Origin of the sequence: Arthrobacter sp. Soil782 (assembly GCF_001428435.1) — a bacterium.
Lineage (GTDB): Bacteria > Actinomycetota > Actinomycetes > Actinomycetales > Micrococcaceae > Arthrobacter_D > Arthrobacter_D parietis.
The window spans coordinates 285,485-310,741 of the sequence record NZ_LMSO01000007.1; the positions used below are offsets into that span (position 1 = coordinate 285,485).

A 25,257-nucleotide genomic window follows, 5' to 3' on the forward strand; every position below is an offset into this window, starting at 1 on the left:
ACGCCGGCCCTGAGGCTGGCGCACCTTTGCGTGTGATGGTGGGACGGAAAACGAACATATGAACCAGACTGACGGTCTAACGCCGGTCAAACCTGCCGAATCCGAACTGCTCGTGGTTACGGGCATGTCCGGTGCCGGCCGCAGTACGGCGGCAAACGCGCTGGAAGACCACGGCTGGTACGTCGTGGAGAACCTTCCGCCGCAGATGCTGAGCACCCTCACCGAGATCGTGTCCCGTACCCCGGAGTCCATACCGAAGCTCGCGGTCGTCATCGACGTGCGGAGCAAGGAACTGTTCCAAGACGTGCAGGGGTCCCTGGCAGCGCTCCGGACGGCGGGGATCACCTACCGGGTCCTGTTTCTCGATGCGGCAGACAACACCCTGGTGCGGCGTTTCGAGCAGGGACGGCGGCCGCATCCCCTCCAGGGGGACGGCCGTATCCTGGACGGCATCTCGGCGGAACGGGAGGTGCTGCAGGAACTCAAGCACGCATCGGATCTGGTGGTGGACACCACCCAGCTGAACGTGCACGCACTCGCAACGACCATCACTGAACTGTTCTCGGACTCAGGTCCGATCGTCCTGCGGTTGAACGTCATGAGCTTTGGCTTCAAGTACGGTTTGCCTGTCGACGCCAACTTCGTCGCGGATGTCCGCTTCATCCCGAACCCTCACTGGGTGCCCGTACTCCGGCCGCAGACCGGCATGGATGAACCTGTCCGGGATTATGTCCTCGAGGCGAACGGCGCGGCCGAGTTCATAGACCGGTACGTGAACGCCCTCGAGCCCGTCCTTGAGGGCTATCGCCGCGAGAATAAGCACTATGCCACGATTGCTGTCGGCTGCACGGGCGGCAAGCACCGCTCTGTTGCGGTGACCGAGGAGATTGCGCAGCGGCTTGCGCAGTTGCCCCGCGTGCAGGTGACTGCACACCACCGAGACCTCGGGCGGGAATAGTGGCGGTCCTCACCGGATCGCTGCCGCTGATTCCCGCCACGTCTGCCGCGCGCTCCGGCGTAGGATCCCAGGAGAGCGCTCCGTCCGTCGTCGCACTTGGCGGCGGCCACGGATTGTCGGCGTCGCTGTCGGCGCTGCGGCTCCTCACGTCTGAGCTCACTGCTGTAGTGACCGTAGCGGATGACGGCGGCTCCTCCGGACGGCTGCGCCGCGAACTCGGTGTCCTCCCGCCCGGGGACCTCCGGATGGCCTTGGCAGCACTGTGTGATGACACCGACTGGGGAAGGACCTGGCGGGACGTCATGCAGCACCGCTTCGCATCCCGGGATGGAGTGGAGGGTTCGCTCGACAACCACGCACTCGGCAATCTCCTCATCGTCACCTTGTGGGAGCTGCTCGGCGACCCGGTCGCGGGCCTTCAGTGGGCAGGAGCGCTCCTCGGCGCGCGTGGACGTGTGCTGCCGATGGCGAGCGTGCCGCTGACTATCGAGGGCGATGTGTTGACAGAGGTCGACGGCGGCCTGCGGCTCCGGAGAGTGTCCGGGCAGGCACAACTTGCCATGGCGGGAAGTTCCGGCAACGTCAGCAAGGTGCGCCTACTTCCCGAGGACGCTCCGGCTTGCGTTGATGCACTCAACGCGATCGAGTTGGCCGATTGGGTCATTCTCGGACCGGGATCCTGGTACACCTCCGTGCTTCCACACCTCCTTCTGCCCGAGCTGCGGGATGCACTCTGCACCACTACTGCTCGGCGTTGCCTGACGATGAATCTGACCAACGACACCAAGGAAACTCTGGGAATGAGCGCTGTCGATCACCTCGCGGTGATCAGGCGTTATGCGCCCGACTTCCGCATCGACGCCGTCATCGCGGACCCTTCGGTGGTTGCCGACCGCGGCGAGTTCGAAGCCGCTGTAGCAGAGATGGGCGGCCGGGCGTTCTTGGGTAAAGTAGGGTCTTCAAGCGGCGGACCGGTCCATGACGCGTTGCGCCTGGCAACGGCCTACCACGACATGTTCGGCGAATTCTAGGAGGGTGTCTGTGGCGCTGACCGCGGATGTGAAAGAGGAACTCTCGCACCTCGACGTCAAAAAATCGTCGGTACGCAAGGCTGAGGTTTCCGCACTCCTGCGTTTTGCCGGCGGCCTGCACATCATTTCCGGGCGGATCGTGATCGAGGCGGAAGTGGACCTCGCATCGACTGCGCGCAGGCTGCGCACGGCCATCGCTGACGTTTACGGGCATACCAGCGAGATCATCGTCGTCTCGGGGAACGGTCTGAGGCGGGGAAACCGCTATGTTGTTCGCGTCGTTCGTGACGGTGAGTCACTCGCACGGCAAACCGGACTGCTCGACAGCCGGGGGAGACCAGTGCGGGGACTGCCGTCCGCCGTCGTCAACGGTTCGGCTGCTGATGCCGAGGCAGTGTGGCGCGGAGCGTTCCTTGCCCATGGTTCGCTGACCGAGCCGGGCCGGTCGTCGGCCCTGGAGGTCACCTGTCCCGGACCGGAGTCAGCACTCGCACTCGTCGGTGCCGCGCGCCGGCTCGGAATAGCAGCAAAAGCGCGGGAGGTCCGCGGGGTGGACCGCGTGGTCATCCGGGATGGCGACACGATCGCCGTCCTCCTTACCCGCATGGGCGCCCATGATGCCCTGATGGTGTGGGAGGAACGGAGGATGCGAAAGGAGGTCCGGGCCACAGCCAACCGTCTGGCCAACTTCGACGACGCCAATCTGCGGCGGTCTGCGCAGGCAGCAGTGGCGGCCGGAGCGCGGGTCGAGCGCGCGCTGGAGATCCTGGGCGAGGAAGTGCCCGATCACCTGAAGTACGCAGGCGAGCTTCGTGTCGGCCACAAACAGGCGAGCCTTGACGAGTTGGGCCGGATCGCGGATCCCCCGATGACCAAGGACGCCATCGCCGGGCGTATCCGCCGTTTGCTCGCAATGGCTGACAAGCGCGCCATCGATCTCGGAATCCCCGGAACCGAGGCCAATGTGACCGCCGACATGTTGGATGACTGAATACGTGCATAGGATGGAAGTTCAAGGGCCTCCCGCGCGCCGGCAAGGGCGCGGGGCCTAGCCTGGAGAACCGCAACAACCGGGCTTCTGCCCGGACTACAGGACCTGGAGGATTTCGTGAGCGAATACGTACTGCCCGAACTCAACTACGACTACGCGGCGCTTGAACCGCATATCTCGGCGCGGATCATGGAGCTTCACCACAGCAAGCACCATGCAGCGTACGTGAAGGGTGCCAATGATGCCCTTGCACAGCTCGCCGAGGCTCGTCAGAAGGGGGACTTCGCTAACGTTCCCAAATTGTCCAAGGATCTTGCTTTCCACACCGGCGGACACATCAACCACTCCGTTTTCTGGAACAATCTCTCGCCGGACGGCGGCGACAAGCCCGAGGGCGAGCTCGCAGCCGCAATCGATGATGCGTTTGGTTCGTTCGACGCGTTCCGCGGACACTTCAACGCAGCCGCACTGAGCCTTCAGGGGTCAGGTTGGGCGTTGCTTGCCTGGGAACCCATCGGCGGAAACCTCGTCATCGAACAGCTCTACGATCAGCAGGGCAACGTTCCCGTCGGGACCACGCCGCTGCTCATGCTGGACATGTGGGAGCACGCGTTCTACCTCGATTACGTGAACGTCAAGGCGGACTACGTCAAGGCATTCTGGAATATCGTCAACTGGGCAGATGTTGCCCGCCGCTTCGAGGGTGCCCGCGCCAACGCATCGGGTCTGATTACCCTGTCCTGATTGATTCCCGCCGCGCGTAACCTTTCCCGCCAACCCGGCGGGAAAGGGCGCCGGTGCGTAACATGGAGTGCAGTGGCCGGTCCTCGAGCGGCTAGTACACGGGAACGAACGATTTCACAACGCGCACAGTGCGGTGCAAGACATTTCAGTCGCCGGGCAGGCTCTACCTCCTGGGCAACAGCCGCCGGCAGCAACCCCTAGCAAGGAGATAGATACAGTGACTACCCGTATTGGAATCAATGGCTTCGGGCGCATTGGGCGCAACTACTTCCGCGCGGCCCTCGAACAGGGCGCCGATCTCGAAATCGTTGCCGTCAATGACCTCACCAGTCCTGAGACGCTCGCTCACCTGCTGAAGTACGACTCCGTCACCGGCCGCCTCGGAGTCAGCGTCGAAGTTTCGGACGGCGCCCTCGTGGTGGACGGCAAGACCATCAAGGTGCTGGCCGAGAGGGATCCTGCTAACCTTCCGTGGGCGGATCTCGGTGTGGACATCGTCATCGAGTCCACGGGGTTCTTCACCAAGGCCTCCGACGCCCGCAAGCACATCGACGCCGGCGCCAAAAAGGTTCTCATCTCCGCTCCCGCCTCGGACGAGGACCTCACAGTTGTACTGGGAGTCAACGACGACCAGTACGATCCCGAGAACCACCACATCATCTCCAACGCCTCCTGCACCACCAACTGCCTGGGCCCCCTGGCGAAGGTGCTCAATGACGCCTTCGGCATCGAGCACGGTCTGATGACAACCGTCCACGCCTACACGGCGGACCAGAACCTTCAGGACGGACCTCATAAGGATCTCCGCCGCGCCCGCGCCGCAGCCATCAACATGGTGCCTACTTCCACTGGTGCCGCCAAAGCGATCGGCCTCGTGCTGCCCGAACTGAAGGGCAAGCTTGACGGCTACGCGATCCGCGTACCGGTTCCCACCGGATCGGCGACCGACCTCACTGTCACTGTCGGCCGCGAAGTGTCTGCAGAGGAAGTGAACGCGGCCTACAAGGCGGCGGCAGCCGACGGCTCGCTCAAGGGCTACCTCTCCTACACGGAGGCGCCCATCGTCTCCTCGGACATCGTGACGGATCCGGCATCGTGCATTTTTGACTCCGGCCTGACCAAGGTCATCGGCAACCAGGTCAAGGTGGTCGGCTGGTATGACAACGAGTGGGGCTACTCGAACCGCCTCGTTGATCTCACCGAAATCGTCGCGGCGAAGCTCTCCTAGGGACACTGTGAGCTACTCATCGCTGGATGATCTGCTAAAAGTCGGCGTGCGCGGGCGGCACGTACTGGTCCGATCGGACCTGAACGTGCCGCTCGATGGCAGCCTCCCCAACCTGCGTGTGACCGACGACGGCCGGATCAGGGCCTCGCTGCCGGTTCTGCGCAGGCTGACCGAGGCCGGCGCGGCGGTGATCGTCATGGCGCACCTTGGCCGTCCCAAAGGTGCACCCGAGCAGAAGTATTCGCTGAAGCCTGCGGTGGACCGGTTGGCTGAGCTGGCGGACTTCGACGTGGCCTTCGCCGATGATGTCACCGGTGAGAGCGCGCGTTCGCGTGCCTCCAGCCTGTCCGAGGGAGCCGTACTGGTTCTGGAGAACGTCCGTTTCGATTCACGTGAGACAAGCAAGGACGATTCCGAGCGGGCAGCGTTCGCAGACGAACTCGTGCAGTTGACGGGTACCAACGGCGCCTACGTGGACGACGCCTTCGGCGCGGTACACCGGAAGCACGCGAGCGTGTATGACGTCGCATCGCGTCTGCCTGCCTACCAGGGCGACCTCGTGAAGGCCGAAGTGGATGTGCTGCAGCGCCTGACCGTGGAGCCGGAGCGGCCCTTCGTCGTCGTGCTCGGTGGTTCGAAAGTTTCAGACAAACTTGCTGTCATCGAAAACCTCATCGGCACAGCGGACCGGTTGTTGATCGGCGGCGGCATGGTCTTCACTTTCCTCGCTGCGCAGGGACACTCCGTCGGTGCGAGCCTGCTTGAGAAGGACCAGCTCGACACTGTACGTGGCTACCTCGCCCGCGCCGAGGAGGCCGGCACCGAATTCGTGTTGCCTACCGACATCGTGGTTGCGGAGAAGTTTGCGGCCGACGCCGGCCATGAGACACGGCCCGCCGAAGCCATGGAATCAGGGCAATACGGCGCGGCGGGACTGGGACTGGATATCGGTTCCGAGTCGGGCGTTGCCTTCGCCCGCCACATTGGCCAGGCGCGCACAGTTTTCTGGAACGGGCCAATGGGCGTGTTCGAGTTCGATGCCTTCGCGGCCGGTACCAAAGCTGTGGCCCAGGCACTCGCTGATGCAACGTCGGCGGGTGCGCTCACGGTGGTTGGCGGCGGTGATTCGGCCGCGGCCGTCCGCGGCCTCGGCTTTGACGAGTCGAGCTTCAGCCACATTTCGACCGGTGGCGGCGCGAGCCTGGAATACCTTGAAGGCAAGGAACTGCCGGGCCTGACCGCTCTGCAGCGCTGACACCACTTCCGCAGACCTCTCTCTAGAACTGGAGAACCCATGACTTCCTCGACGAACGGAACTTTCGACCGGCGTCCGCTGATCGCCGGCAACTGGAAGATGAACCTGGACCACGTCCAGGCCATTACCCTGCTGCAGAAACTGGCATGGACCCTCGATGACGCAAAGCACGACTACTCGCGCGTGGAGGTCGCGGTGTTCCCTCCGTTCACCGACCTCCGCGGAGTCCAGACGCTTGTCAAGGGTGATGACCTCGAAATCGTCTACGGAGGCCAGGACCTTTCATCCTTCGATTCCGGCGCCTACACCGGCGACATTTCCGGTCAGTTCCTGGAGAAGCTTGGATGCGCCTACGTGCTTGTCGGCCATTCGGAGCGGCGAACCATTCATGGTGAGTCGGATGAACTCCTGAACCGAAAGGTACAGGCCGCATACCGCCACAATGTGGTTCCGGTCCTCTGCGTCGGCGAGGGGCTTGAGATTCGCCAGGCGGGGAACCACGTTGAACATACTCTTGGGCAGCTTCGCGAGGACGTCGCCGGGCTGAGCACGGAGCAGGCAGGCAATCTGGTGGTCGCCTACGAACCTGTGTGGGCCATCGGAACGGGTGAGGTTGCTGGGCCAGGTGACGCACAGGAGATGTGCGCAGCCATCCGCGCGGAACTTGCCGTGATCTTCGACGAATCAGTTGCTGCGCGGGTCCGGCTTCTCTACGGGGGTTCCGTGAAAGCATCGAATGCCGCTGCGATTCTCAAGGAGCGCGACGTCGACGGTGTGCTGGTTGGCGGAGCGAGCCTGGACGTCGATGAGTTTGCTAACATTGTCAGGTTCGAGCACCATCTGGTGACCGACTAAGGTCACGCTGAAAGGTCACCGTGGAAATTCTCCGTATCATCCTGTTGGTACTGCTGGGTATCACCAGCTTGCTGCTGACACTGCTCATCCTTCTCCACAAAGGCAGGGGGGGCGGTATGTCCGACATGTTCGGTGGCGGCATGACAACCAGCATGGGGTCTTCCGGAGTTGCTGAGCGCAACCTTAACCGCTTCACGGTTGCCCTCGGGCTCGCGTGGGGCGTGGTTATCGTTGCCCTCGGGCTGATCCAACGCTTCGCCGGGGACTCCTAGAACACCCTTCTGCTATCCCGCGTCCACCACATCAGGGCGTACACTGAACCTCGAACGCAGGTCGTGTGCGGTACTGATGGGAGAAATCCATGGTGAACGCGGGACACGCTTTTAAAGGCTCACGCATCGGTTCCGGCTACATTCTGCCGGCATCGGGTAGGCATCTGGATGCAGAACGCGCGCAGGGTCTTGTAGACCGCACTGTCGTGAGTTACTGGTGTCTGGAAGGCCACGAGACGAGGCCCACCTTCGCAAAGTTGAGCGAAGCCGAGATTCCTGAGGTGTGGGAGTGCGGCCGTTGCGGCCGGCCCGCCGGGCGGTCACCGGGAATGGATCTCAACGTCGACGGCGATGAGCCGTTTAAGAGTCACCTCCAGTATGTGAAGGAACGCCGCACAGAAGCGGAAGCAAAAAAGGTGTTGGAGAATGCGCTGGCGCAGTTGCGCCAGCGCCATTCCGTCTAGCCGGCGTCAGACTCGCCGGTGTCGATCAGACGCCCAGGAAGTTGGCTTGCAGCTTCCTGATCGATTAGCCACAGGGTTTTCCGCCGTCCGCGCGCGCCCGCAGCAGGAACCTGGACAGCGCCGGCACCGGCAAGTGCGAGCCCTACTGCACCAGCCTTGTCCTGACCGGCAACTCCCAGCCAGACTTCCTCAGCCGAGTTGATGGCTTCCAGCGTGAGGCTCACCCGTTTGGGTGGGGGCTTCGGTGCATCCCGAACGCCCACCACGGTTTGGCCTTTGGTACGTACTCCCGCCATCTCGGGGAACAGCGAGGCAATATGCGCGTCGGGTCCGACGCCGAGCAGCAGTATGTCGAATTTCGGCAGACGCGGGTCCGCGAGTTGCGTGCCTGCTGCTGCTTCCTTGTCCGCAGCTTGCTGTAGGCGGGAGGCGTAATCGGCAGCTGCCTCGTCCTCGGTGCTGAAGGAGTCGGATGCACCGAATTCATGCACACGCTCGGCGGAGACGCCTATCTGGTCCAGAAGAGCCGTCCTGGCCTGAACAACATTGCGGTCCTGGTGGCCGGCCGGAAGGAAGCGCTCATCCCCCCACCAGAAATCCACAGTGGACCAGTCCACTGCCGACAGGGCAGGAGACTCGGCCACAGCGCGGAGCGCGCCAATTCCGAGTGTCCCGCCGGTGAGGACCACAGTGGCGGTTCCACGCTCGTTTTGAATATCCACGAGCCGTGTAACGAGACGCGCCGCTACTGACGCCGCCAACAATCCCGCGTCAGGGTGGATACTGACTTTAGGTTCAGGGTTCACTGGTCCGTACGCTCCTCAAATTGGTCCGTGCGAGCCCATCGGTGATGACTTCGCCGAACACGTCATCGGGGTCAAGACGCCGCAACTCTTCCGCGAGACAGTCTTGCAGGCTGCGACGGGGGAGGGAAATTCGCTGTACGGGTTGGTCCGGCTGGTGCAACTCCGCGACGGATCGCCGCGGACGATTGAGCTCGACATCGCCTGCGGCGCGGGACAGCACGACGCGATGCAGGCCGGTTCCAGGCTCTCCGGCCTCGATAGAGACCGGTGTGTCGAGTGCCAGGGTCAGCCACGCTGCAAGCAGTACCGTACTGGGGGAGTCGGAAGCCCCTTCCACGGTAACTGCAGTGATGGGCGATCCATCGAGTTGCTCAAGAACGGCGGCGAGCTGGATCCGCCAATTCGTCAGCCTCGTCCAGGCCAAGTCGGTATCTCCAGCCTGATACGTCCGGCGGATGTTGAACAACGCCGCCGTCGGATCGGGCTCGTTTGCTGAATCGGTAATGCGACGGTGCGCGATGCTGCCGATTGAGGTTTGAGCGGCTGCCTCGGGAACACCATGCGGCCACCAGGCGACGATGGGCGCGTCAGGGAGCAGAAGCGCCGAAACGAGAGACTCACTTTCTCCTGCGAGCTCCCCGTAACCGCGCAGGACGATCACCTCGGACGCGCCGGCGTCGCCGCCGACCCGGATCTGCGCGTCGAGCCGAGTCTGTGCAGAGTCGGTTCCCTCGGCCAGAACGATGATGCGGCAAGGGTGTTCCCTGCTGGCTTCATTTGCCGCGAGGATCGCTTCTTCCTCGTGGCCGGAACGGGTGATGACCACCAGCGTCAGCACCCTGCCAAGGGCGACAACGCCGCCCTTGTCCCGCATGGTCATGATTTCCTTTGAAACCTTGGAGGTTGTTGTATCAGGTAGATCGACGATCATGGCCGCCTCCAGGTCCTTCCATCACGGGCCAGCAATTCATCAGCGGAGTCCGGACCCCAACTGCCGGGAACGTATTTCTCGGGTGCTGAGGGGAGGGTTGACCAATACTCTTCGAACGGATCGAGTATCTTCCACGACAGTTCCACCTCCTGGTGGCGCGGGAACAGCGGCGGTTCTCCGAGCAGCACGTCGAGGATGAGGCGTTCGTAAGCTTCCGGACTGGATTCGGTGAAGGAGTGGCCGTAACCGAAGTCCATGGTTACGTCGCGCACCTCCATCTGCGTTCCGGGAACCTTCGAACCGAAACGGATAGTGGCGCCCTCGTCCGGCTGGACGCGAATGACTACGGCATTTTGTCCGAAATCTCCCTCCCCGTGATCGCGGAACAGAAGATTCGGTGCACGCTTGAAGACGACGGCAATCTCCGTGACCCTGCGGCCCAAGCGTTTTCCGGCGCGGAGGTAGAACGGTACACCGCTCCAGCGCCGGGTATTGATGTCCAACCGGATTGCTGCGTAGGTTTCCGTCGTGGAATCGGCTGGAATACCGTCCTCGTCCAAGAAGGCATTCACCAGCTCGCCTCCCTGCCAGCCGCCGTCGTACTGTCCCCTGGCAGAGTGGGTGGACAGATCGTCAGGCAGTTTGACGGCGGCAAGAACTTTTTCCTTCTCAGCGCGTAAATCCTCCGCGTTGAATGAGATCGGTTCCTCCATAGCTGTCAGGGCCAACAGCTGGAGCAAATGGTTCTGGATGACGTCGCGCGCAGCTCCGACGCCGTCGTAGTAGCCGGCCCTGCCGCCGATGCCGATGTCCTCCGCCATGGTGATCTGGACGTGGTCAACGTAGTTGGCGTTCCAGAGCGGCTCGAAGAGCTGGTTGGCGAAACGGAGGGCGAGGATGTTCTGGACGGTTTCCTTGCCAAGGTAGTGGTCAATCCGGAAAACCGCATCGGGAGGAAAGACCTGCTCAACGATCGCGTTCAGCTCACGGGCCGATTCCAGGTTGTGGCCGAACGGCTTCTCGATAACCACCCGACGCCATTTGCCTTCCTCCGGCTGAGCGAGGCCATGCTCGGACAGCTTCTGGCACACCAGCTCGAACGCCTTGGGCGGAATGGAGAGGTAAAACGCGTGATTACCCCGGGTTCCGCGCGTTGAGTCGAGGTCCTCGACGGTCTTCTTGAGCTCTATGAAGGCGTCGTCGTCGTCGAAGTTCCCCTGAACAAACCGGATGCCGGCTGAGAGCTGTTCCCACACCGACTCGTCAAAGGGGGTTCGGGCGGACTGCTTCACCGAGGTCAGAACCTCCCGGGCGAAGTCCTCATCGCTCCAGTCCCGGCGCCCGAACCCCACCAGCGCGAAACTCGGAGGCAGCAGTCCGCGGTTCGCGAGGTCATAGACAGCCGGCATCAGTTTTTTGCGCGCAAGGTCACCTGTCACGCCAAACAGGACCAGCGAGGACGGTCCAGCGATCCGGTTGAGGCGTCGGTCCCGTGGGTCCCGCAGTGGATTCCTGAACTTGGTGCTGTTATCAGGCATCTACCCGTTTCCGTTTTCAGCTGATCGGGCGGCCAGGTGATCAATGACGTCGTGAAGCTGCCGGATGCCCGCAGGGCGGTCTGACAGGTGGAGGCGCAGGACCGGACGGTGCGCATCTTCCAGAACCTTTGCGTCTCCTGCGGCCTGGGCAGCGATCAACTCACCGAAGCTGAAGGGCCGTTCGGGGATTACCAGGTCCTCTGTAGTAGCTCCGGTTATCTGGAGGTACGCGCCCACCGGTGTTCCGCCCTTGTGGAACTGCCCGGTCGAGTGCAGGAAGCGGGGCCCCCAACCGAACGTCACCGGACGGCCGGTTGCCCGCGCCAGGGCCGGTCGGATCCTGGCCAGCGGAGCCTCAGCGATGCGGTCGAGATACGCCTGTACCGCAAGATAGCCGTTCGGCTCCAGCGATCCGATCAATGCCTCGAGCGCTTCACCGAGTGTGGCTGCCGAGCCGAGCAGGCTTCGGCTGCCGCGAACCTCGACAGCTCCGTCCACGAAGTTCGGGGCTGCGGCCTCGGGCCGCTCGTCCAGCAGTCCGCGGGCGGCCTGCTTGGCCGCCTCCACATCCGGCTGATCGAATGGGTTGATACCCAGAAGCCTGCCGGCGACGGCGGTTGCGAATTCCCACGCCAGGAGCTGGCTGCCGAGGCTGCCTCCGACGGCGATGGCGTTCCCGGCCGGCTCGGTGTTGGAGTCGGGAGAGACCAGATGGACTGCGAGTACGTCCGGTGCACCCGAAGACAATTCAGGAGCGCCCTGTTCTACAACAACCGGAAGGACTCCTGTTCCCAGCTTGCCGGTTGATTCGGCGATGAGCTGTTCGACCCAGTCGCCGAGGCCGATGATTCCGGACCCTTCGTCAACGAACACGATCTTGTCGCGTAGCGGTAGGGTACCGCCGAGAACTGCGCCGAGGCGCAAACCGACGTTGCCGGCGTCGTCATCGAACAGGAATTCACCGATGGATTCTGCGTCATCAAGCAAGGTGGCCACATCCGCCCCCGCGAGGCCTGAGGGCACGAGGCCGAACGCGGTGAGGGCGGAATATCGGCCTCCTACCGTCGGATCCGCGTTGAAAACGGCGCGGTAGCCGGCAGCCCGGGCGGATTCATCCAGTGGTGAGCCGGGATCAGTGACGATAATGATCCGGCTCTTGGCGTCTACTCCGGCATCAGTGAAGGCCTGCTCAAAGGCCCGACGCTGGGAGTCGGTTTCCACCGTTGAACCCGACTTCGAGGACACCACAATGGCGGTGGTCCCGATGCGCTCGGCCAGTGCCCCGCGAACCTGTGCAGGATCGGTTGAGTCGAGAACAGTCAGCTCAACCCCGGCGGACCGGGTAATGACCTCAGGCGCAAGCGACGAGCCACCCATGCCGCAGAGCACAATGTGGTTCACGCCCTCGTTTGCGAGATCGCTGCGCAGCTGCTCGATCTCCGGCAGGAGGGCGCGTGAGGCATCGATCAGGTCAACCCAGCCCAAACGGACCGATGCCTCAGACTCAGACTCAGGTCCCCACAGGGTGGAGTCCTTGGCCATGATCCGCGAAGCAACCTTCTCCTGCACGAGTTCGGGCATGGCCCGCTCGATGGCTTCAGCGGCGGCCCCGGATGCGTTGACAAAGAGGGTAGCCATGAGTGATCAGCCCTTCGCAGATTCGAGAGCGGTAGTGACTGTTTCGAGGAGTTCGCCCCAGCTGGCCACGAACTTGTCCAGACCCTCTTCCTCAAGCAGGTGGACGATTTCCTTGTAGGAGATTCCGATGTTCTCGAGCCGGTCCAGGATGTCATTGGACTCCGCATAGGTGCCGGTGACGGTGTCGCCCGCGATCTCACCGTGGTCTGCAGTGGCTTCGAGGGTCTTTTCCGGCATGGTGTTCACAACGCCGGCGGCCACGAGACCCGTGACGTACAGCGTGTCCGGGTACGCGGGATCCTTGACGCCCGTCGAGGCCCAGAGCGGGCGCTGCGGGTGGGCACCGGCTGTTGCGAGGACCTTCCAGCGCTCGGAACTGAAAGCTTCTTCATAGACCTGGTAGGCGAGACGGGCGTTGGCAAGCCCGGCCTGGCCGCGCAGCGCCGCTGCTTCATCGGTTCCCATGGCGTCGAGGCGCTTGTCGATCTCTGCATCCACGCGGGAAACGAAGAAGGAAGCCACCGAATGGATGGTGGAGAGATCATGCCCGTTGTCCTTCGCCTGCTCAAGGCCCAGCATGAAGGCGTTGATGACTTCGCGGTAGCGCTCAAGCGAGAAGATCAGGGTCACATTGACACTGATTCCGGCTGCGAGGGTTGCCGTGATTGCTTCGAGGCCTTCAACGGTGGCGGGGATCTTGATGTGGACATTGCTGCGGCCCACCGCATCGAACAGGTGCCGGGCCTCGGCAATGGTGCCCGCCGTATCGCGGGCAAGCCGGGGATCAACTTCGATGGACACGCGTCCGTCGACTCCGCCCGTCTTTTCAGCGACCGGGGCAAAGATGTCGCACGCTTGGGCTACATCGGTAGTGGTGATTTCGAAGACGGCAGTGTCGACGTCCGCGCCGGATGCAGCAAGCTGCTTGACCTGCGCTGAGTAGGACTCGCCGTTCTTGAGCGCTGCGGCGAAGATGCTCGGGTTGGTAGTGACCCCGACGACGTCGCGGTCAGTGATAAGCGCCTTCAGGGTTCCAGTGGTGATCCGCTCACGGGAGAGGTCATCCAGCCAGATGGACACGCCGGCTTCGGAAAGTGCGGCGGTAGGGGTGGGAGTCATTGCGTTTTCTCCTTGATCCAGGGTGGATTGTGCTGTCTGTGAGGCAGTGCTAGAGGTGATCGCCGGTTGTCGAAGCAGGGGCGCCGGCTGCTGCCGCCGTCCCGTCCGGAGCACTGCGGGTCCCGGCGGCAGCGATCGAATCGCGGGCAGCCTCGACCACGGCTTCGGAGGTAATTCCGAACTCGCGGAACAGGGTCTTGTAATCGGCTGAGGCACCGAAGTGCTCAAGCGAGACGGAACGGCCGGCATCGCCGACGAGCTCCCGCCAACCTTGGGCAATTCCGGCCTCTACTGACACGCGGGCCCGGATGCCCGAGGGCAGAACTGACTCGCGGTATGACTCATCCTGCTTGTTGAACCATTCGAGGCAGGGCAGGGAAACGACGCGCGCGGCGATGCCGTCCTTCTGCAGCTCCGAGCGGGCCTCGACGGCAAGTTGGACTTCGGACCCGGTAGCGATCAGGATGACGTCCGGGTCACCGTTGGGCGCTTCGGCAAGGACATAAGCACCTCTGGCGACGCCTTCGGCCGAGGCAAAGGTGTCTCCATCCGCTTCACCGGCGCCGCGCTCCCAGGTGGGGATGTTCTGGCGGGTGAGAACGATACCGGCGGGGTTCGAGGTGTTCTCGAGGATGGTGCGCCACGCAACCGCGACCTCATTCGCGTCGCCCGGGCGGACAACGTCCAGACCCGGAATCGCGCGGAGCGACGCAAGCTGCTCGACGGGCTGGTGGGTTGGCCCGTCTTCACCGAGCCCGATGGAGTCGTGGGTCCACACATAGATCGCAGGCACTCCCATGAGCGCGCCGAGTCGGATGGCCGGCCGCTGATAGTCACTGAAGATCAGGAAGGTGCCCGAGAATGCCCGCGTGCTGCTGTGCATGACAATGCCGTTTACTATGGCGGCGGCCGCATGTTCGCGAATACCGAAATGCAGAACCCTGCCGTAGGGGTTTCCGGACCAGGCATCAGTCTGCTTGCTGACAGGCACGAAGGATGGGGATCCCTCGATTGTGGTGTTGTTGGATTCCGCCAGGTCTGCTGAGCCGCCCCAGAGTTCCGGGAGCACTGGACCGACTGCACTGAGTACCTTGCCGGAGGCGGCACGGGTAGACATATCCTTGCCGGCCTTGAACTCAGGAAGGCTCGACTCCCAGCCAACGGGAAGTTCGCGGGCGGAGATGCGGTCGAGCAGCGCGGCGCTGTCTGGATTGGCGGACTTCCAGGCGCTGAACGTGTCTTCCCAGCTCCTGCGGGCTTCCTGGCCGCGGTCCACAACCTTCCGGGCGTGAGCCAGGACTTCGTCGTCGACCTGGAAATGCTGATCCGGGTCGAGTCCCAGGGTGGACTTCAGCGCCGCAACCTCGTCCTTGCCGAGCGCTGAACCGTGGATCTTGCCCGTGTTCTGCTTGTTGGGAGCAGGCCAGCCGATGATGGTGCGGAGGGAAATGATGGAGGGGCGGGAGGTCTCTGCCTTCGCGGCCTTCAGGGCACTGTAGAGCTCGGCGATGTCCTCCACGTATTCACCGGTTTTGGTCCAGTCCACCCGCTGGGTGTGCCAGCCGTAGGCAGCGTAGCGGCCGAGGACATCCTCGGTGAAGGCGATATCTGTGTCGTCCTCGATGGAGATGTGGTTCTCGTCGTAGATCATCACGAGGTTACCCAGTTCCTGGTGACCGGCAAGGGAAGACGCCTCGGAAGTAACACCTTCCTGAAGATCGCCGTCGGAAGCGATGACCCAGATGGTGTGGTCGAACGGGCTCTCACCCTGCGGCGCTTCCGGGTCAAGGAGGCCGCGCATGCGGCGCTGGGCGTAAGCGAAACCGACGGAGGAGGCGAGGCCCTGACCGAGCGGGCCCGTGGTGATCTCGACGCCCGCGGTGTGGCGGTACTCGGGGTGGCCTGGGGTCTTCGAGCCCCAGGTCCGCAGCGCCTTCAGGTCCTCGAGTTCGAGGCCGTAGCCGGAGAGGAAAAGCTGAATGTAGAGGGTCAGCGAGGTGTGCCCGGGGGAGAGTACGAAGCGGTCACGGCCGGTCCACTCCGGGTCGGTGGGATCATGGCGCATGAATTTCTGGAAGAGGAGGTAGGCCGCCGGGGCGAGGCTCATCGCCGTTCCCGGGTGCCCGTTCCCCACCTTCTCTACCGCATCCGCCGCGAGTGCACGGATTGCGTCTACCGCACGCTCATCCAGTTCGTTCCAGTCCAGGTCCTGCTTTTCCAGCTGTGGCACGTTCACCGGGCCCCTCTCTTTACGTCACGGCCAGCGCCGCGGCGCCGAGTGGGACTGCGCCACGGAAGCGAAAGTCCCCGCGGCCAGCCGGCCGTTCACCGTTGAAAACTTGAATACTGCTGCGTTTCGACCACACCGGAAATCCCCGCACGCTGGGTGCTGCTGACACATCTGCCGAGTGAAAAACTCCTCGGGCCTTTCCTTGTGTGTCCCGGCGTGCGGGAGTGATCCAGGCGATACAGGCCAGCTTAGCGCTTTCAATTCCGAATGCGCGTGGCCCGGACTTTTGTGAAGGGTCACACAAAGACACGAACGACGGCGCTGGGATCCCGCCCGCTCCGGCCTCCGTCTTTTCTACGAGCTGTAAAAAACTCGTATGGACCGGGTATGATGGCGGTGGACTTTATCCTCAATTCAGAAGCAGAGCATCCTCCCGTGAATTTCGATCAGGTGGCAGTTGCGCCCAGCGTGAATCAGGCAGGCAGCGGCGTATCCCGCAAGCTTCGCGCGTATCTGGCACTGACCAAACCGCGGGTCATTGAACTGCTGCTGGTCACCACCCTTCCCACCATGATCTTCGCCCAGGGCGGGTTTCCGTCGCTCGGCCTGGTCATAGCCACCATGGTCGGCGGTGCCTTTGCTGCCGGAAGTGCGGGTGCTTTCAACTGCTATCTCGACCGTGATATCGACAAGGTGATGAACCGAACGGTCAACAGACCATTGGTGACCGGAGAAGTGACACCGCGGGAAGCGCTGATTTTCGCGTGGGCCCTGGGCATCGCATCGGTCGCCATCCTGTGGGTAGGCACCAACCCTCTCGCTGCCTGGCTCGGAGTGGGCGCAATCTTCTTCTATGTCGTCATCTACACGCTCATCCTGAAACGTCGGACAGCGCAAAACATCGTGTGGGGCGGGGCAGCAGGCTGCATGCCGGTGCTGATTGCATGGGCTGCAGTGACAGGAACGGTGGAATGGCCGGCGGTTGTGCTCTTCCTGGTGATATTTCTATGGACGCCGCCGCACTATTGGCCGCTGTCCATGAAGTACAGCGATGACTACAATGCAGCGAACGTGCCCATGCTTGGTGCCATTGCGGGCGCCGGAGTTGTCTCCGTTCAGGTCGTTCTCTATGCCTGGGCCACGGTGACTTGCTCGCTCCTACTTGTTCCCGTGGGCGGGGCAGGTTGGGTTTACGCAATCGCGGCAGTTCTCAGCGGCGGCTGGTTCATTCTGGAGTCCCATAAACTGCACGCCTCTGCCCAAGCGGGGACAGCCACGGGCAAGACGGCGATGAAGGTCTTCCACGGATCAATCAGCTACCTCACCGTGCTGTTTCTGGCTCTCGCTATTGATCCCTTCGTCGGGACTGCAATCTTCGCGAGCTAGCAGCAGCGCTCTCCACCTAGGATGGTGGAATGGTCTTCACCGGAGTCGTTGCCTACCCCCTGACGCCTTTCACTGCGGACAGCGCGGTGAACTCAGCTGAACTTTCGCTCCTTGTGGATCGTTTGGCCCGGTCGGGGGTCGATTCCGTCACGGTGCTCGGGTCCTCGGGCAGCTTTGCCTATCTTGACGGTGATGAACGGAAGCGGGTCATTTCCTGCGCGGTTGACGCCGCCGCAGGCCGCGTTCCGCTGGCGGTGGGTATCAGCGCAGTCGCTACCCGGGAGGTAGTTGCAGGAGCACGGGCCGCGGAACGGCTGGGGGCGGACGGGGAGGTTCTCTCACCTGTGTCCTACCTGCCGCTGACCGACGACGAGCTCATTGCGCTGGTGGAGGAAGTAGCCTCTGCCACTACTCTGCCCATCTGCCTATACAACAATCCGTCCACCACCCAGTTCTCCATCGACGTGGAATTGGTGGGTCGGCTTGAGCACGTGCCCTCCCTGGTCGCTTTCAAGGACACGGCTGCTACTCCCGCAGAATTCGCCGATCGCGCCGCACGGTTGCGGGGAGCGCTCAACCGGCGGATCAGTCATGGCGCCAGCGGCGACCCACTTATAGCGACCGGCGAGGTGACCGCGGACGCCTGGCACACGGGCCTCGCAGCGCTCTTGCCTGCCAGTTACCTGGCGTTCCGCGCCGCAGTGCTGAAAGGTGATCCGGCGAGGGTGTCCGCGGAACGGTCCCGACTGGTGCCGGTGGTCCAGGCCGTCCACCGCCTGCGGAAGCTCAGCGGTCTGCATGCCCTGGGCAGGGCGTGCGGGGTCGACGCCGGAGATCCGCGACGGCCGCTCCTTCCGATCGCCGGAAGCGAGCAGCGCGACCTGGCGCGGCTGGCTGAGGCGTTCGACGACGTCGAGGACGGCGTGCAGGGCTGACGCTACTCGGCGCCGCTAGCAGCTTCTACCCGCCGGCGGGAATACCCGATGTAGATGGCGTGCGCCATCGCCGCGGTGAGCACGGAAGCTCCCAGCATGTGCAGCGCAACCAGGGCCACCGGCAGGTGGAGGAAATGCTGCAGGTAGCCAACAGCGCCCTGGGCAAAGACGACGACGGTCAAAAGAACCAGGGCGAAGCGCAGGCGCTGCGCAACCCGGAGCCGGTACGCAGTAAAGACCAGCACGAGTACCGTCAACACGAGCAGGTAGACCGGGGCGGCATGGATGCGGGTCATCAGATCCGGGTTGAGGTTGTTCCGCGCCGCACCCGCGTCTCCTGCATGGGGCCCCGATCCGGTGACTACCACACCGAGCAGCACCGCGGCGGTCACCAGTACCCCCGCGGCGGCGAGGAGCCGTCGGAGCAGCGGTGTGGCACGCGGAGTGTTGTCAGCTTCCGCCTCAGCGGGGGAAAGCCGTGTGCGGTTCACCAGCACCGTGGCCACCGTAATCAGGACCATCGAGATGATGAAGTGCCAGCCAACCACCCACGGGTTGAGCTGAGTCAGGACCGTGATCCCACCCACCACAGCCTGCGCGGGGATCCCCGCGAAAAGAACAACGGCGGGCACAAAAAGGTCCCGCCGGGTCTTTCGCATGTTCCACAGGACCACGAGCATGGCGATCGCGATCGCGGTGAGGACGAAGGTGAGCAGGCGATTCCCGAATTCGATGATGCCGTGTACGCCCATTTCCGGGGTGGTGACCATGGAGTCAGCGGTGCACAGCGGCCATTCAGGACAACCCAGGCCGGATGCGGTGAGCCGCACTGCACCACCTGTGACGACGATCAGGATCTGGGAGACAAGCGAGGCAAGCGCCAGGGCGCGAACCGACGGTGTGACTGTCCGGGGTAGGCGCTCGACCAGACGGGCAGGGGAGATTTGAGTCATGTTCCTAACTCCATTTGAACCAGCGGACGGCGGCCAGACCCACGACGGCGGCCCAGCCGCACAGCAGTGCGAAGGACAGTGCATCGAATGTGCCGGAGGTAAGGGCAGCGCGCAGTCCGTCGCCCAGTGCGGCCGAGGGCAGCAGCGCAACGACGGGCTGGATGACCTCGGGCATGCTGCTGCGGGGGATGACAGTACCGCCGACGGCTGCCAGCAGAACCCACGTCAGATTGGTCACAGCAAGGGTTGCCTCGGGGCGGAGGGTTCCCGCTATCAGGAGGCCCAGAGCAGTGAAGGCCGCGATTCCCGGCACCAGCATGGCAAGTACCGGAAGAATCCCGCTGAACGGGGGATGCCAACCAAGCAGAACCGCCGTCGTGCCGATGACTGTGATTTGGATAGCGAGAACCGCACCCACCGCGAGGACCTTCCCCAAAATCAGCCCACTGCGGCCGAGCGGCGTGGTCGAAAGGAAGCGAAGCACACCGTAACGGCGGTCGAACCCGGTTGCGATCCCTTGTCCGGTGAATGCCGTGGAAAGTACGCACAGCGCAATCACACCCGGGGTCCCTGCCTCGAGCCGCGGCACGCCGAGAACATCGAAGAAGGGGGTGAAGGCAATGGCGCTCAGTGCAAGCAGGGGCAGCACGATGGCCAGAACGAGCTGTTCCCCATTGCGAAGCATGGCGATCGTCTCATACCTGCCATGCTGCAGGACCCGCACGGGCAGCGGGGAAGCGCTCATCGGATACTCCGTCCGGAGACATCGAGGAAGACGTCCTCCAACGAGCGGGAGGTCAGGGAGATCGAGGCCGGCAGGATGCCGTTCTCGGCCCACCAGGCAGCGATGACTGCCAAGTCCTCTGGTGTGAGTGCACCGTTCACGCAGTATTTGCCGGGCGAGGGCTCAGTGACATCGAGATGGATCAGGCGGTCGGCGGGCAGCGTGAGGCCGATCCGCGCTTCAAACCGAAGCTCCCGGGCGGCATCAGCGGTATGGGCGGTCAGTTCGGCCACTGTTCCCTGTCTGACCGTCCTGCCCTGGTCAATGATGTAGACGTAATCCGCGAGCCGTTGGGCGTCGTCGAGCAGGTGAGTGGTCAGAATGATCGCAAGGCCTTCGTCCCGAAGCTCCGTAATCAACTCGAAGACGATATTGCGTGACTGCGGATCAAGTCCTGCACTTGGCTCATCGAGGAAGAGCACTTCAGGATTACCCACGAGGGCACACGCAAGGGCAAGGCGCTGCTTCTGGCCTCCCGAGAGCCGCCTCACCGAGGTCCGTGCGAATGAGTCGATTCCAAGCCGGGCTGCCAGCTGCTCGACATTGAGGGGTGAGGCATACATGCCGGCCACGTGGTGCAGCAGGGGCAGTGGCCGGACTGCCGGAGGCAGCCCGCCCTCCTGCAGCATGATGCCGACGCGGCTGCGAAGTGGGGCGCCTGCGCGCCACGGATCTTCGCCAAGGAGGCGCACGCTGCCGCCGCTGGGCTTCTGCAGGCCCTGCGCGCACTCGAGCGTGGTGGTCTTGCCCGCTCCGTTGGCGCCCAGCAATGCGGTGACGCTACCCATGTCAGCGCGGAGACTGACGCCGTCGAGCACGCGGATCATCTTGCCGTCGAGGGATGAGACCGGGCCGAAGTCCTTGACGAGCCCGCTGACTTCGACGGCGGGAGGGGAGGAAGGCACCGCATAATTCTACGCCACGTAGTAGCTGTCTCACGATGGCTCTATCGGCACACCGGATGGGTAGCCTCGCCTTACTGGAAGCGGGTGGGCTTCTGGAATAGATTAGGACATGGTTATGTTGTCTTAATTGGCTCGTCCCGCTCATTTGAGCTCCCAGCCTACTTCCCAATGCACCCTAAGGAGGCCCCGATGTCACATTCCGTTGTCCCGGGCCGTACCAAGGGAGATAGCGTTTTCGGTGGAGTTGACGATGCCGATTCCCGCCGCGCCGTCGATGAGCGGACCAGGGATAAAGTGCTTTCCGCAGTTCTTGAGCACGGTCCGGTGAGCGCGGCTGAACTCGGCGACCGGCTGGGCTTCACGTCGGCGGCGGTCCGGCGCCATCTTGACGCGCTGTCCCGTGACGGCCTGATCGAGGTCAAAGTCATCGGCAGTCCTTCCCCGGGTGCAGGCCGTCCCGCGCGCCGCTATGTCCTCAGCCAGCGGGGCCAGACACGGCTGGGCAACGATTATCTGCACATCGCGCAGGCAGCGCTAGGTCAGCTACGGGAGATCGCGGGGCCTGACGCCGTCCGCCAATTTGCAGCGGGCAGGTTCGCCGACATGGAAGAGCGGTACCGACCGGTCATTGAGTCCGCGGGGGACCGCCTGGAAGACAAGGCTTCAGCGCTTGCCGAAGCACTGAGCCTTGACGGATTCGTCGGCTCCACACGGGAAATCGGCCGGAACGCACCCCATGCGGCGATGCTGAGCGTGCAGCTCTGCCAGGGACATTGTCCTATTCAGGAACTCGCGGCTGACTTCCCTGATTTCTGTGAACAGGAAACCGATGTCTTTGCCCGGCTGCTCGGCGTGGACGTTCGCAGGCTGTCCACACTCGCAGCCGGCGGCCACGTCTGCACAACACACATACCGATCGGCCGCATCGCGCGCGCCGGTGAAACTGCCCGCCAATCACCCGAAAGCGACGCCCCGGCGCCGCACCCATACGTAACAAACGTCTCCAACCATCAGCAAGGAAGGCCGTGATGACGGATCAGACAGATCAGAAGGCATTGGTTCCCGAGGCCGTGCCCGCAGGAGTACTCAGCGACATCCTCGAGAGAAATCCGGAGCTCGAAGGCATCGGTACCTACGAGTACGGCTGGTCCGACAAGAACGACGTCGGCGCCAACGCCCGTCGCGGCCTGAGCGAAGAGGTTGTCCGCGACATCTCCGCCAAGAAGAACGAGCCCGAGTGGATGCTCGATCTTCGGCTGAAGGGTTTGAAGTACTTCGACCGCAAGCCGATGCCCAACTGGGGCGCGGACCTGTCCGGCATCGACTTCGACAACATCAAGTACTTTGTGCGGTCCACCGAAAAGCAGGCCGGTAGTTGGGAAGACCTTCCCGACGACATCAAGAACACCTACGAAAAGCTCGGCATCCCTGAGGCTGAGCGTAATCGCCTGGTTTCCGGCGTCGCCGCGCAGTACGAATCCGAAGTTGTCTACCACCAGATCAATGAGGAACTCGAGCGCCAGGGCGTCATCTTCATGGACACCGACACCGCGCTGCGGGAGCACCCTGAGTTCTTCGAGGAGTATTTCGGTTCGATCATTCCGGTCGGCGACAACAAGTTTGCTTCACTGAACACCGCTGTCTGGTCCGGAGGCTCTTTTGTCTACGTACCGCCCGGTGTCCATGTTGAGATTCCGCTGCAAGCCTACTTCCGCATCAACACGGAGAACATGGGTCAGTTCGAGCGGACACTGATTATCGCTGACGAAGGCTCCTACGTGCATTACATCGAAGGCTGCACGGCACCCATCTACACGTCAGACTCGCTGCACTCCGCCGTCGTCGAAATTGTGGTCAAGAAGAACGCACGCGTTCGCTACACCACTATCCAGAACTGGTCCAACAACGTCTACAACCTGGTAACCAAGCGGGCCATCGCGCATGAAGGCGCCACCATGGAGTGGATTGACGGAAACATCGGCTCCAAGGTCACCATGAAGTATCCGGCTGTCTACCTGGTCGGGGAGCATGCCAAGGGCGAGACGCTGTCGATCGCATTCGCCGGCGAGGGCCAGCACCAGGACACCGGATCCAAGATGGTCCACATTGCGCCGAATACGAAGTCTTCGATCATCTCGAAGTCGGTCGCCCGTAGCGGCGGGCGCGCCGCATACCGCGGGCTGGTGCAGGTCCGGGAGGGCGCAACGCACTCGGCCAACACCGTACGCTGTGATGCCCTGCTGGTTGACACCATCTCCCGCTCAGACACCTACCCGTACGTGGACATCCGTGAAGATGATGTCACCATGGGCCACGAAGCCACGGTCTCGCGAGTGAGCGAAGAGCAGTTGTTCTACCTCATGTCCCGAGGGATGCCCGAGGACGAGGCCATGGCGATGATCGTGCGCGGATTCATTGAACCCATTGCACGTGAACTCCCCATGGAGTACGCGCTCGAACTGAACCGCTTGATCGAACTCCAGATGGAAGGAGCCGTAGGTTAATGGCTGAAACCACCCAGTTGACCCCCGAACTGACTGACGAGAAGGCCCGTATCGGATCACCGTCGAGCCCGGAGAAAATTGCCATCGACGGCTTCACCGAGGAAGGCGAAAACCTTTCCCCGACGAACACCGGCGCCGAGCAGCACGGGTTGAAGAAGCACAGCCACGGGGATGACCCTGTTGTGCCGGAAGCATCTCGAGGTGAGCGGCTCAAATCTTACAAGCTTGCCGACTTCCCACCACTGACCGGCCGCGAAGAGGACTGGCGGTTCACGCCGATCAAGCGCCTCCGCGGTCTGCATACCGATGCCCTGACAGGCAGTGGGCCCGAGGTTACCGTGTCCGGTGCATCGAACATCCTGGTGGAAACCGTCGAGCGCACAGATCCCCGCTTCGGTTCCGCAGCAATTCCTGAGGACAGGGTTGCCGCGGCCGCGTGGGAGGCGGTTACGCAGGCAACCGTCGTGACCATCCCCGATGAGACGGAAGCCGACTGCGACGTCACCATCTCGATCAACGGCACCGATGAGGCTCCCGCTGCACAGCACCTCATCATTTCTGCAGGGAAGTTCTCCAAGGCTGTCGTGGTGCTCGACCACCATGGCAAGACCACTCTGGCGCAGAACATCGAGATTGTGGTCGGAGACGGCGCGCAGCTCACGGTGGTAAGTGTCCAGGAATGGGACGACGACGCCGTACACGCCTCCTCGCAGCAGGCGAAGATCGGCCGGGACGCCCGTTTCAAGCACGTGGTCGTCACTCTGGGTGGCGACCTGGTGCGGCTCACGCCGTCGTCATTCTTCACCGCTCCCGGCTCCGAGGTGGAAATGTACGGCCTCTACTTCGCCGATGCAGGGCAGCACCTTGAGCAGCGGCTCCTCGTTGACCACGCCGTACCGAACTGCAAGTCCCGCGTCACCTACAAGGGTGCCCTGCAGGGACAGGACGCGCACACTGTCTGGGTAGGCGACGTGCTGATCCGCAAGGAAGCCGAGGGAACGGATACGTACGAGACCAACCGGAACCTGTTGCTCACCGACGGCACCCGTTCGGATTCCGTACCGAACCTCGAGATCGAAACCGGCCTGATCGAAGGCGCCGGACACGCGAGCGCAACAGGCAGGTTCGACGATGAGCACTTGTTCTACCTGATGGCCCGCGGGATCGATGAGAAGACGGCCCGCCGTCTGGTAGTGCGCGGATTCCTCAACGAGGTCATCCAGCAGATCAAGGTTCCGGTACTGGAAGAGCGCCTCACGGAAGCCGTGGAGCGCGAGCTGGCTGCAGGGAACTACTGATGACCCAGACACCTGAGAACGGCACCGGGCCGCAGGGCGAGCTCGTCTGCAATGTGAATGATATTGAGGTCAAGCAGGCGCTGCGGATCCTCATTGACGATTACCCCGTAGCAATCGTCAAAGATTCCGACGGCGGCATCCACGCCATCGGCGACACTTGCTCCCATGCCGATATTTCCCTTTCCGAGGGCGATGTCGAGGGCTGCAGGATCGAGTGCTGGGGACACGGTTCCCAGTTCGATCTGCGCAGCGGCATGCCGCTCCAGCTTCCCGCCTACGAGCCTGTGCCGGTTTTTGCACTTGAGATCCACGGTGACGAGGTTTACGTCGACATCACTACGGTGACCAACTCGGCGCCTGTCCCCGATCGCGGCTAGAACTGTCACGAGCCAGAACACTTTCGAACATTTGAGCAACCCTGCAATGCAGGAT

General features: G+C 62.9%; 24 protein-coding genes. 15 read left to right on the top strand and 9 right to left on the bottom strand.

Going from position 1 to position 25,257, the window contains the following annotated elements; translation table 11 throughout:
- Window positions 1-58 precede the first annotated feature (58 nt).
- The 9 genes from rapZ to ASH00_RS08895 all read left to right on the top strand — a co-directional run bounded on the left by rapZ (window position 59) and on the right by ASH00_RS08895 (window position 7,798).
- Complete coding sequence (gene rapZ / locus ASH00_RS08855; RefSeq protein ID WP_056547546.1) at window positions 59-958, top strand: RNase adapter RapZ; 900 nt, start codon at window positions 59-61, stop codon at window positions 956-958.
- Window positions 958-1,989 (top strand): gluconeogenesis factor YvcK family protein, encoded by a 1,032-nt coding sequence (locus ASH00_RS08860; protein ID WP_056547550.1) that lies wholly within the window; start codon window positions 958-960, stop codon window positions 1,987-1,989. The genes rapZ and ASH00_RS08860 overlap by 1 nt, the downstream gene beginning before the upstream one ends.
- Before the next feature lie 10 nt (window positions 1,990-1,999).
- Window positions 2,000-2,980 (top strand): DNA-binding protein WhiA, encoded by a 981-nt coding sequence (gene whiA, locus ASH00_RS08865; protein WP_056547553.1) that lies wholly within the window; start codon window positions 2,000-2,002, stop codon window positions 2,978-2,980.
- Between the two features lie 117 nt (window positions 2,981-3,097).
- Window positions 3,098-3,724 (top strand): superoxide dismutase, encoded by a 627-nt coding sequence (locus tag ASH00_RS08870; protein WP_056547556.1) that lies wholly within the window; start codon window positions 3,098-3,100, stop codon window positions 3,722-3,724.
- Between the two features lie 217 nt (window positions 3,725-3,941).
- Window positions 3,942-4,952: a type I glyceraldehyde-3-phosphate dehydrogenase gene (gene gap, locus ASH00_RS08875; protein WP_056547559.1), complete on the top strand. Its 1,011-nt coding sequence runs from the start codon at window positions 3,942-3,944 to the stop codon at window positions 4,950-4,952.
- A 7-nt stretch (window positions 4,953-4,959) separates the two neighbouring features.
- Window positions 4,960-6,207 carry a phosphoglycerate kinase gene (locus tag ASH00_RS08880; RefSeq protein ID WP_056547562.1) on the top strand — a complete coding sequence of 416 codons (1,248 nt, stop codon included), beginning with the start codon at window positions 4,960-4,962 and terminating at the stop codon, window positions 6,205-6,207.
- A gap of 39 nt (window positions 6,208-6,246) precedes the next feature.
- Window positions 6,247-7,062 (top strand): triose-phosphate isomerase, encoded by an 816-nt coding sequence (gene tpiA / locus ASH00_RS08885; protein WP_056547564.1) that lies wholly within the window; start codon window positions 6,247-6,249, stop codon window positions 7,060-7,062.
- Window positions 7,063-7,082: 20 nt separating this feature from the next.
- Window positions 7,083-7,334, top strand: coding sequence for a preprotein translocase subunit SecG (secG, locus tag ASH00_RS08890; protein WP_026543639.1), 252 nt, complete (start codon window positions 7,083-7,085; stop codon window positions 7,332-7,334).
- A gap of 89 nt (window positions 7,335-7,423) precedes the next feature.
- Window positions 7,424-7,798 carry an RNA polymerase-binding protein RbpA gene (locus tag ASH00_RS08895; RefSeq protein WP_082566005.1) on the top strand — a complete coding sequence of 125 codons (375 nt, stop codon included), beginning with the start codon at window positions 7,424-7,426 and terminating at the stop codon, window positions 7,796-7,798.
- Here the strand turns inward: ASH00_RS08895 and pgl are convergent.
- From pgl to tkt, 6 genes are read right to left on the bottom strand one after another with little or no spacing between them, the layout of a single operon-like run.
- Entirely contained in the window at window positions 7,795-8,604 is an 810-nt protein-coding gene (pgl, locus tag ASH00_RS08900; RefSeq protein WP_056547566.1) for a 6-phosphogluconolactonase, read from the bottom strand. The genes ASH00_RS08895 and pgl overlap by 4 nt on opposite strands.
- Entirely contained in the window at window positions 8,594-9,535 is a 942-nt protein-coding gene (locus ASH00_RS08905; RefSeq protein ID WP_056547568.1) for a glucose-6-phosphate dehydrogenase assembly protein OpcA, read from the bottom strand. Before ASH00_RS08905 ends, pgl begins: the two co-directional genes overlap by 11 nt.
- Entirely contained in the window at window positions 9,532-11,073 is a 1,542-nt protein-coding gene (gene zwf / locus ASH00_RS08910) for a glucose-6-phosphate dehydrogenase (RefSeq protein ID WP_056547570.1), read from the bottom strand. Before zwf ends, ASH00_RS08905 begins: the two co-directional genes overlap by 4 nt.
- A complete protein-coding gene (locus ASH00_RS08915; RefSeq protein WP_056547571.1) occupies window positions 11,074-12,711 on the bottom strand; it encodes a glucose-6-phosphate isomerase in 1,638 nt (545 codons plus the stop codon).
- A gap of 6 nt (window positions 12,712-12,717) precedes the next feature.
- On the bottom strand, window positions 12,718-13,830 hold the full coding sequence (gene tal, locus ASH00_RS08920; protein WP_056547573.1) for a transaldolase: 1,113 nt from the start codon (window positions 13,828-13,830) through the stop codon (window positions 12,718-12,720).
- Between the two features lie 49 nt (window positions 13,831-13,879).
- Window positions 13,880-16,051: a transketolase gene (gene tkt, locus ASH00_RS08925; protein WP_082566024.1), complete on the bottom strand. Its 2,172-nt coding sequence runs from the start codon at window positions 16,049-16,051 to the stop codon at window positions 13,880-13,882.
- Between the two features lie 444 nt (window positions 16,052-16,495).
- Between tkt and ASH00_RS08930 the strand changes: the two genes are divergently transcribed.
- Together ASH00_RS08930 and ASH00_RS08935 are read left to right on the top strand one after the other, a co-directional pair.
- Complete coding sequence (locus tag ASH00_RS08930; protein ID WP_056547842.1) at window positions 16,496-17,446, top strand: heme o synthase; 951 nt, start codon at window positions 16,496-16,498, stop codon at window positions 17,444-17,446.
- 29 nt (window positions 17,447-17,475) lie between these two features.
- Window positions 17,476-18,381 carry a dihydrodipicolinate synthase family protein gene (locus ASH00_RS08935; protein WP_056547575.1) on the top strand — a complete coding sequence of 302 codons (906 nt, stop codon included), beginning with the start codon at window positions 17,476-17,478 and terminating at the stop codon, window positions 18,379-18,381.
- A gap of 2 nt (window positions 18,382-18,383) precedes the next feature.
- Here the strand turns inward: ASH00_RS08935 and ASH00_RS08940 are convergent, their stop codons facing one another.
- Genes ASH00_RS08940 through ASH00_RS08950 form a run of 3 tightly spaced genes read right to left on the bottom strand, consistent with a single transcriptional unit; the run spans window position 18,384 to window position 21,023 of the window.
- Window positions 18,384-19,334: a COX15/CtaA family protein gene (locus tag ASH00_RS08940; protein WP_056547577.1), complete on the bottom strand. Its 951-nt coding sequence runs from the start codon at window positions 19,332-19,334 to the stop codon at window positions 18,384-18,386.
- A gap of 4 nt (window positions 19,335-19,338) precedes the next feature.
- Window positions 19,339-20,079 carry an ABC transporter permease gene (locus ASH00_RS08945; RefSeq protein WP_056547580.1) on the bottom strand — a complete coding sequence of 247 codons (741 nt, stop codon included), beginning with the start codon at window positions 20,077-20,079 and terminating at the stop codon, window positions 19,339-19,341.
- Window positions 20,076-21,023: an ABC transporter ATP-binding protein gene (locus ASH00_RS08950; RefSeq protein ID WP_056547583.1), complete on the bottom strand. Its 948-nt coding sequence runs from the start codon at window positions 21,021-21,023 to the stop codon at window positions 20,076-20,078. The genes ASH00_RS08945 and ASH00_RS08950 overlap by 4 nt, the downstream gene beginning before the upstream one ends.
- A gap of 189 nt (window positions 21,024-21,212) precedes the next feature.
- Between ASH00_RS08950 and ASH00_RS08955 the strand changes: the two genes are divergently transcribed.
- Genes ASH00_RS08955 through ASH00_RS08970 form a run of 4 tightly spaced genes read left to right on the top strand, consistent with a single transcriptional unit; the run spans window position 21,213 to window position 25,202 of the window.
- Window positions 21,213-22,052 (top strand): helix-turn-helix transcriptional regulator, encoded by an 840-nt coding sequence (locus ASH00_RS08955; protein WP_056547585.1) that lies wholly within the window; start codon window positions 21,213-21,215, stop codon window positions 22,050-22,052.
- Window positions 22,052-23,527 (top strand): Fe-S cluster assembly protein SufB, encoded by a 1,476-nt coding sequence (sufB, locus tag ASH00_RS08960; protein WP_056547588.1) that lies wholly within the window; start codon window positions 22,052-22,054, stop codon window positions 23,525-23,527. Before ASH00_RS08955 ends, sufB begins: the two co-directional genes overlap by 1 nt.
- Window positions 23,527-24,825: a Fe-S cluster assembly protein SufD gene (gene sufD, locus ASH00_RS08965; protein ID WP_056547590.1), complete on the top strand. Its 1,299-nt coding sequence runs from the start codon at window positions 23,527-23,529 to the stop codon at window positions 24,823-24,825. The genes sufB and sufD overlap by 1 nt, the downstream gene beginning before the upstream one ends.
- Complete coding sequence (locus ASH00_RS08970; RefSeq protein WP_056547593.1) at window positions 24,825-25,202, top strand: non-heme iron oxygenase ferredoxin subunit; 378 nt, start codon at window positions 24,825-24,827, stop codon at window positions 25,200-25,202. The genes sufD and ASH00_RS08970 overlap by 1 nt, the downstream gene beginning before the upstream one ends.
- Window positions 25,203-25,257 lie beyond the last annotated feature (55 nt).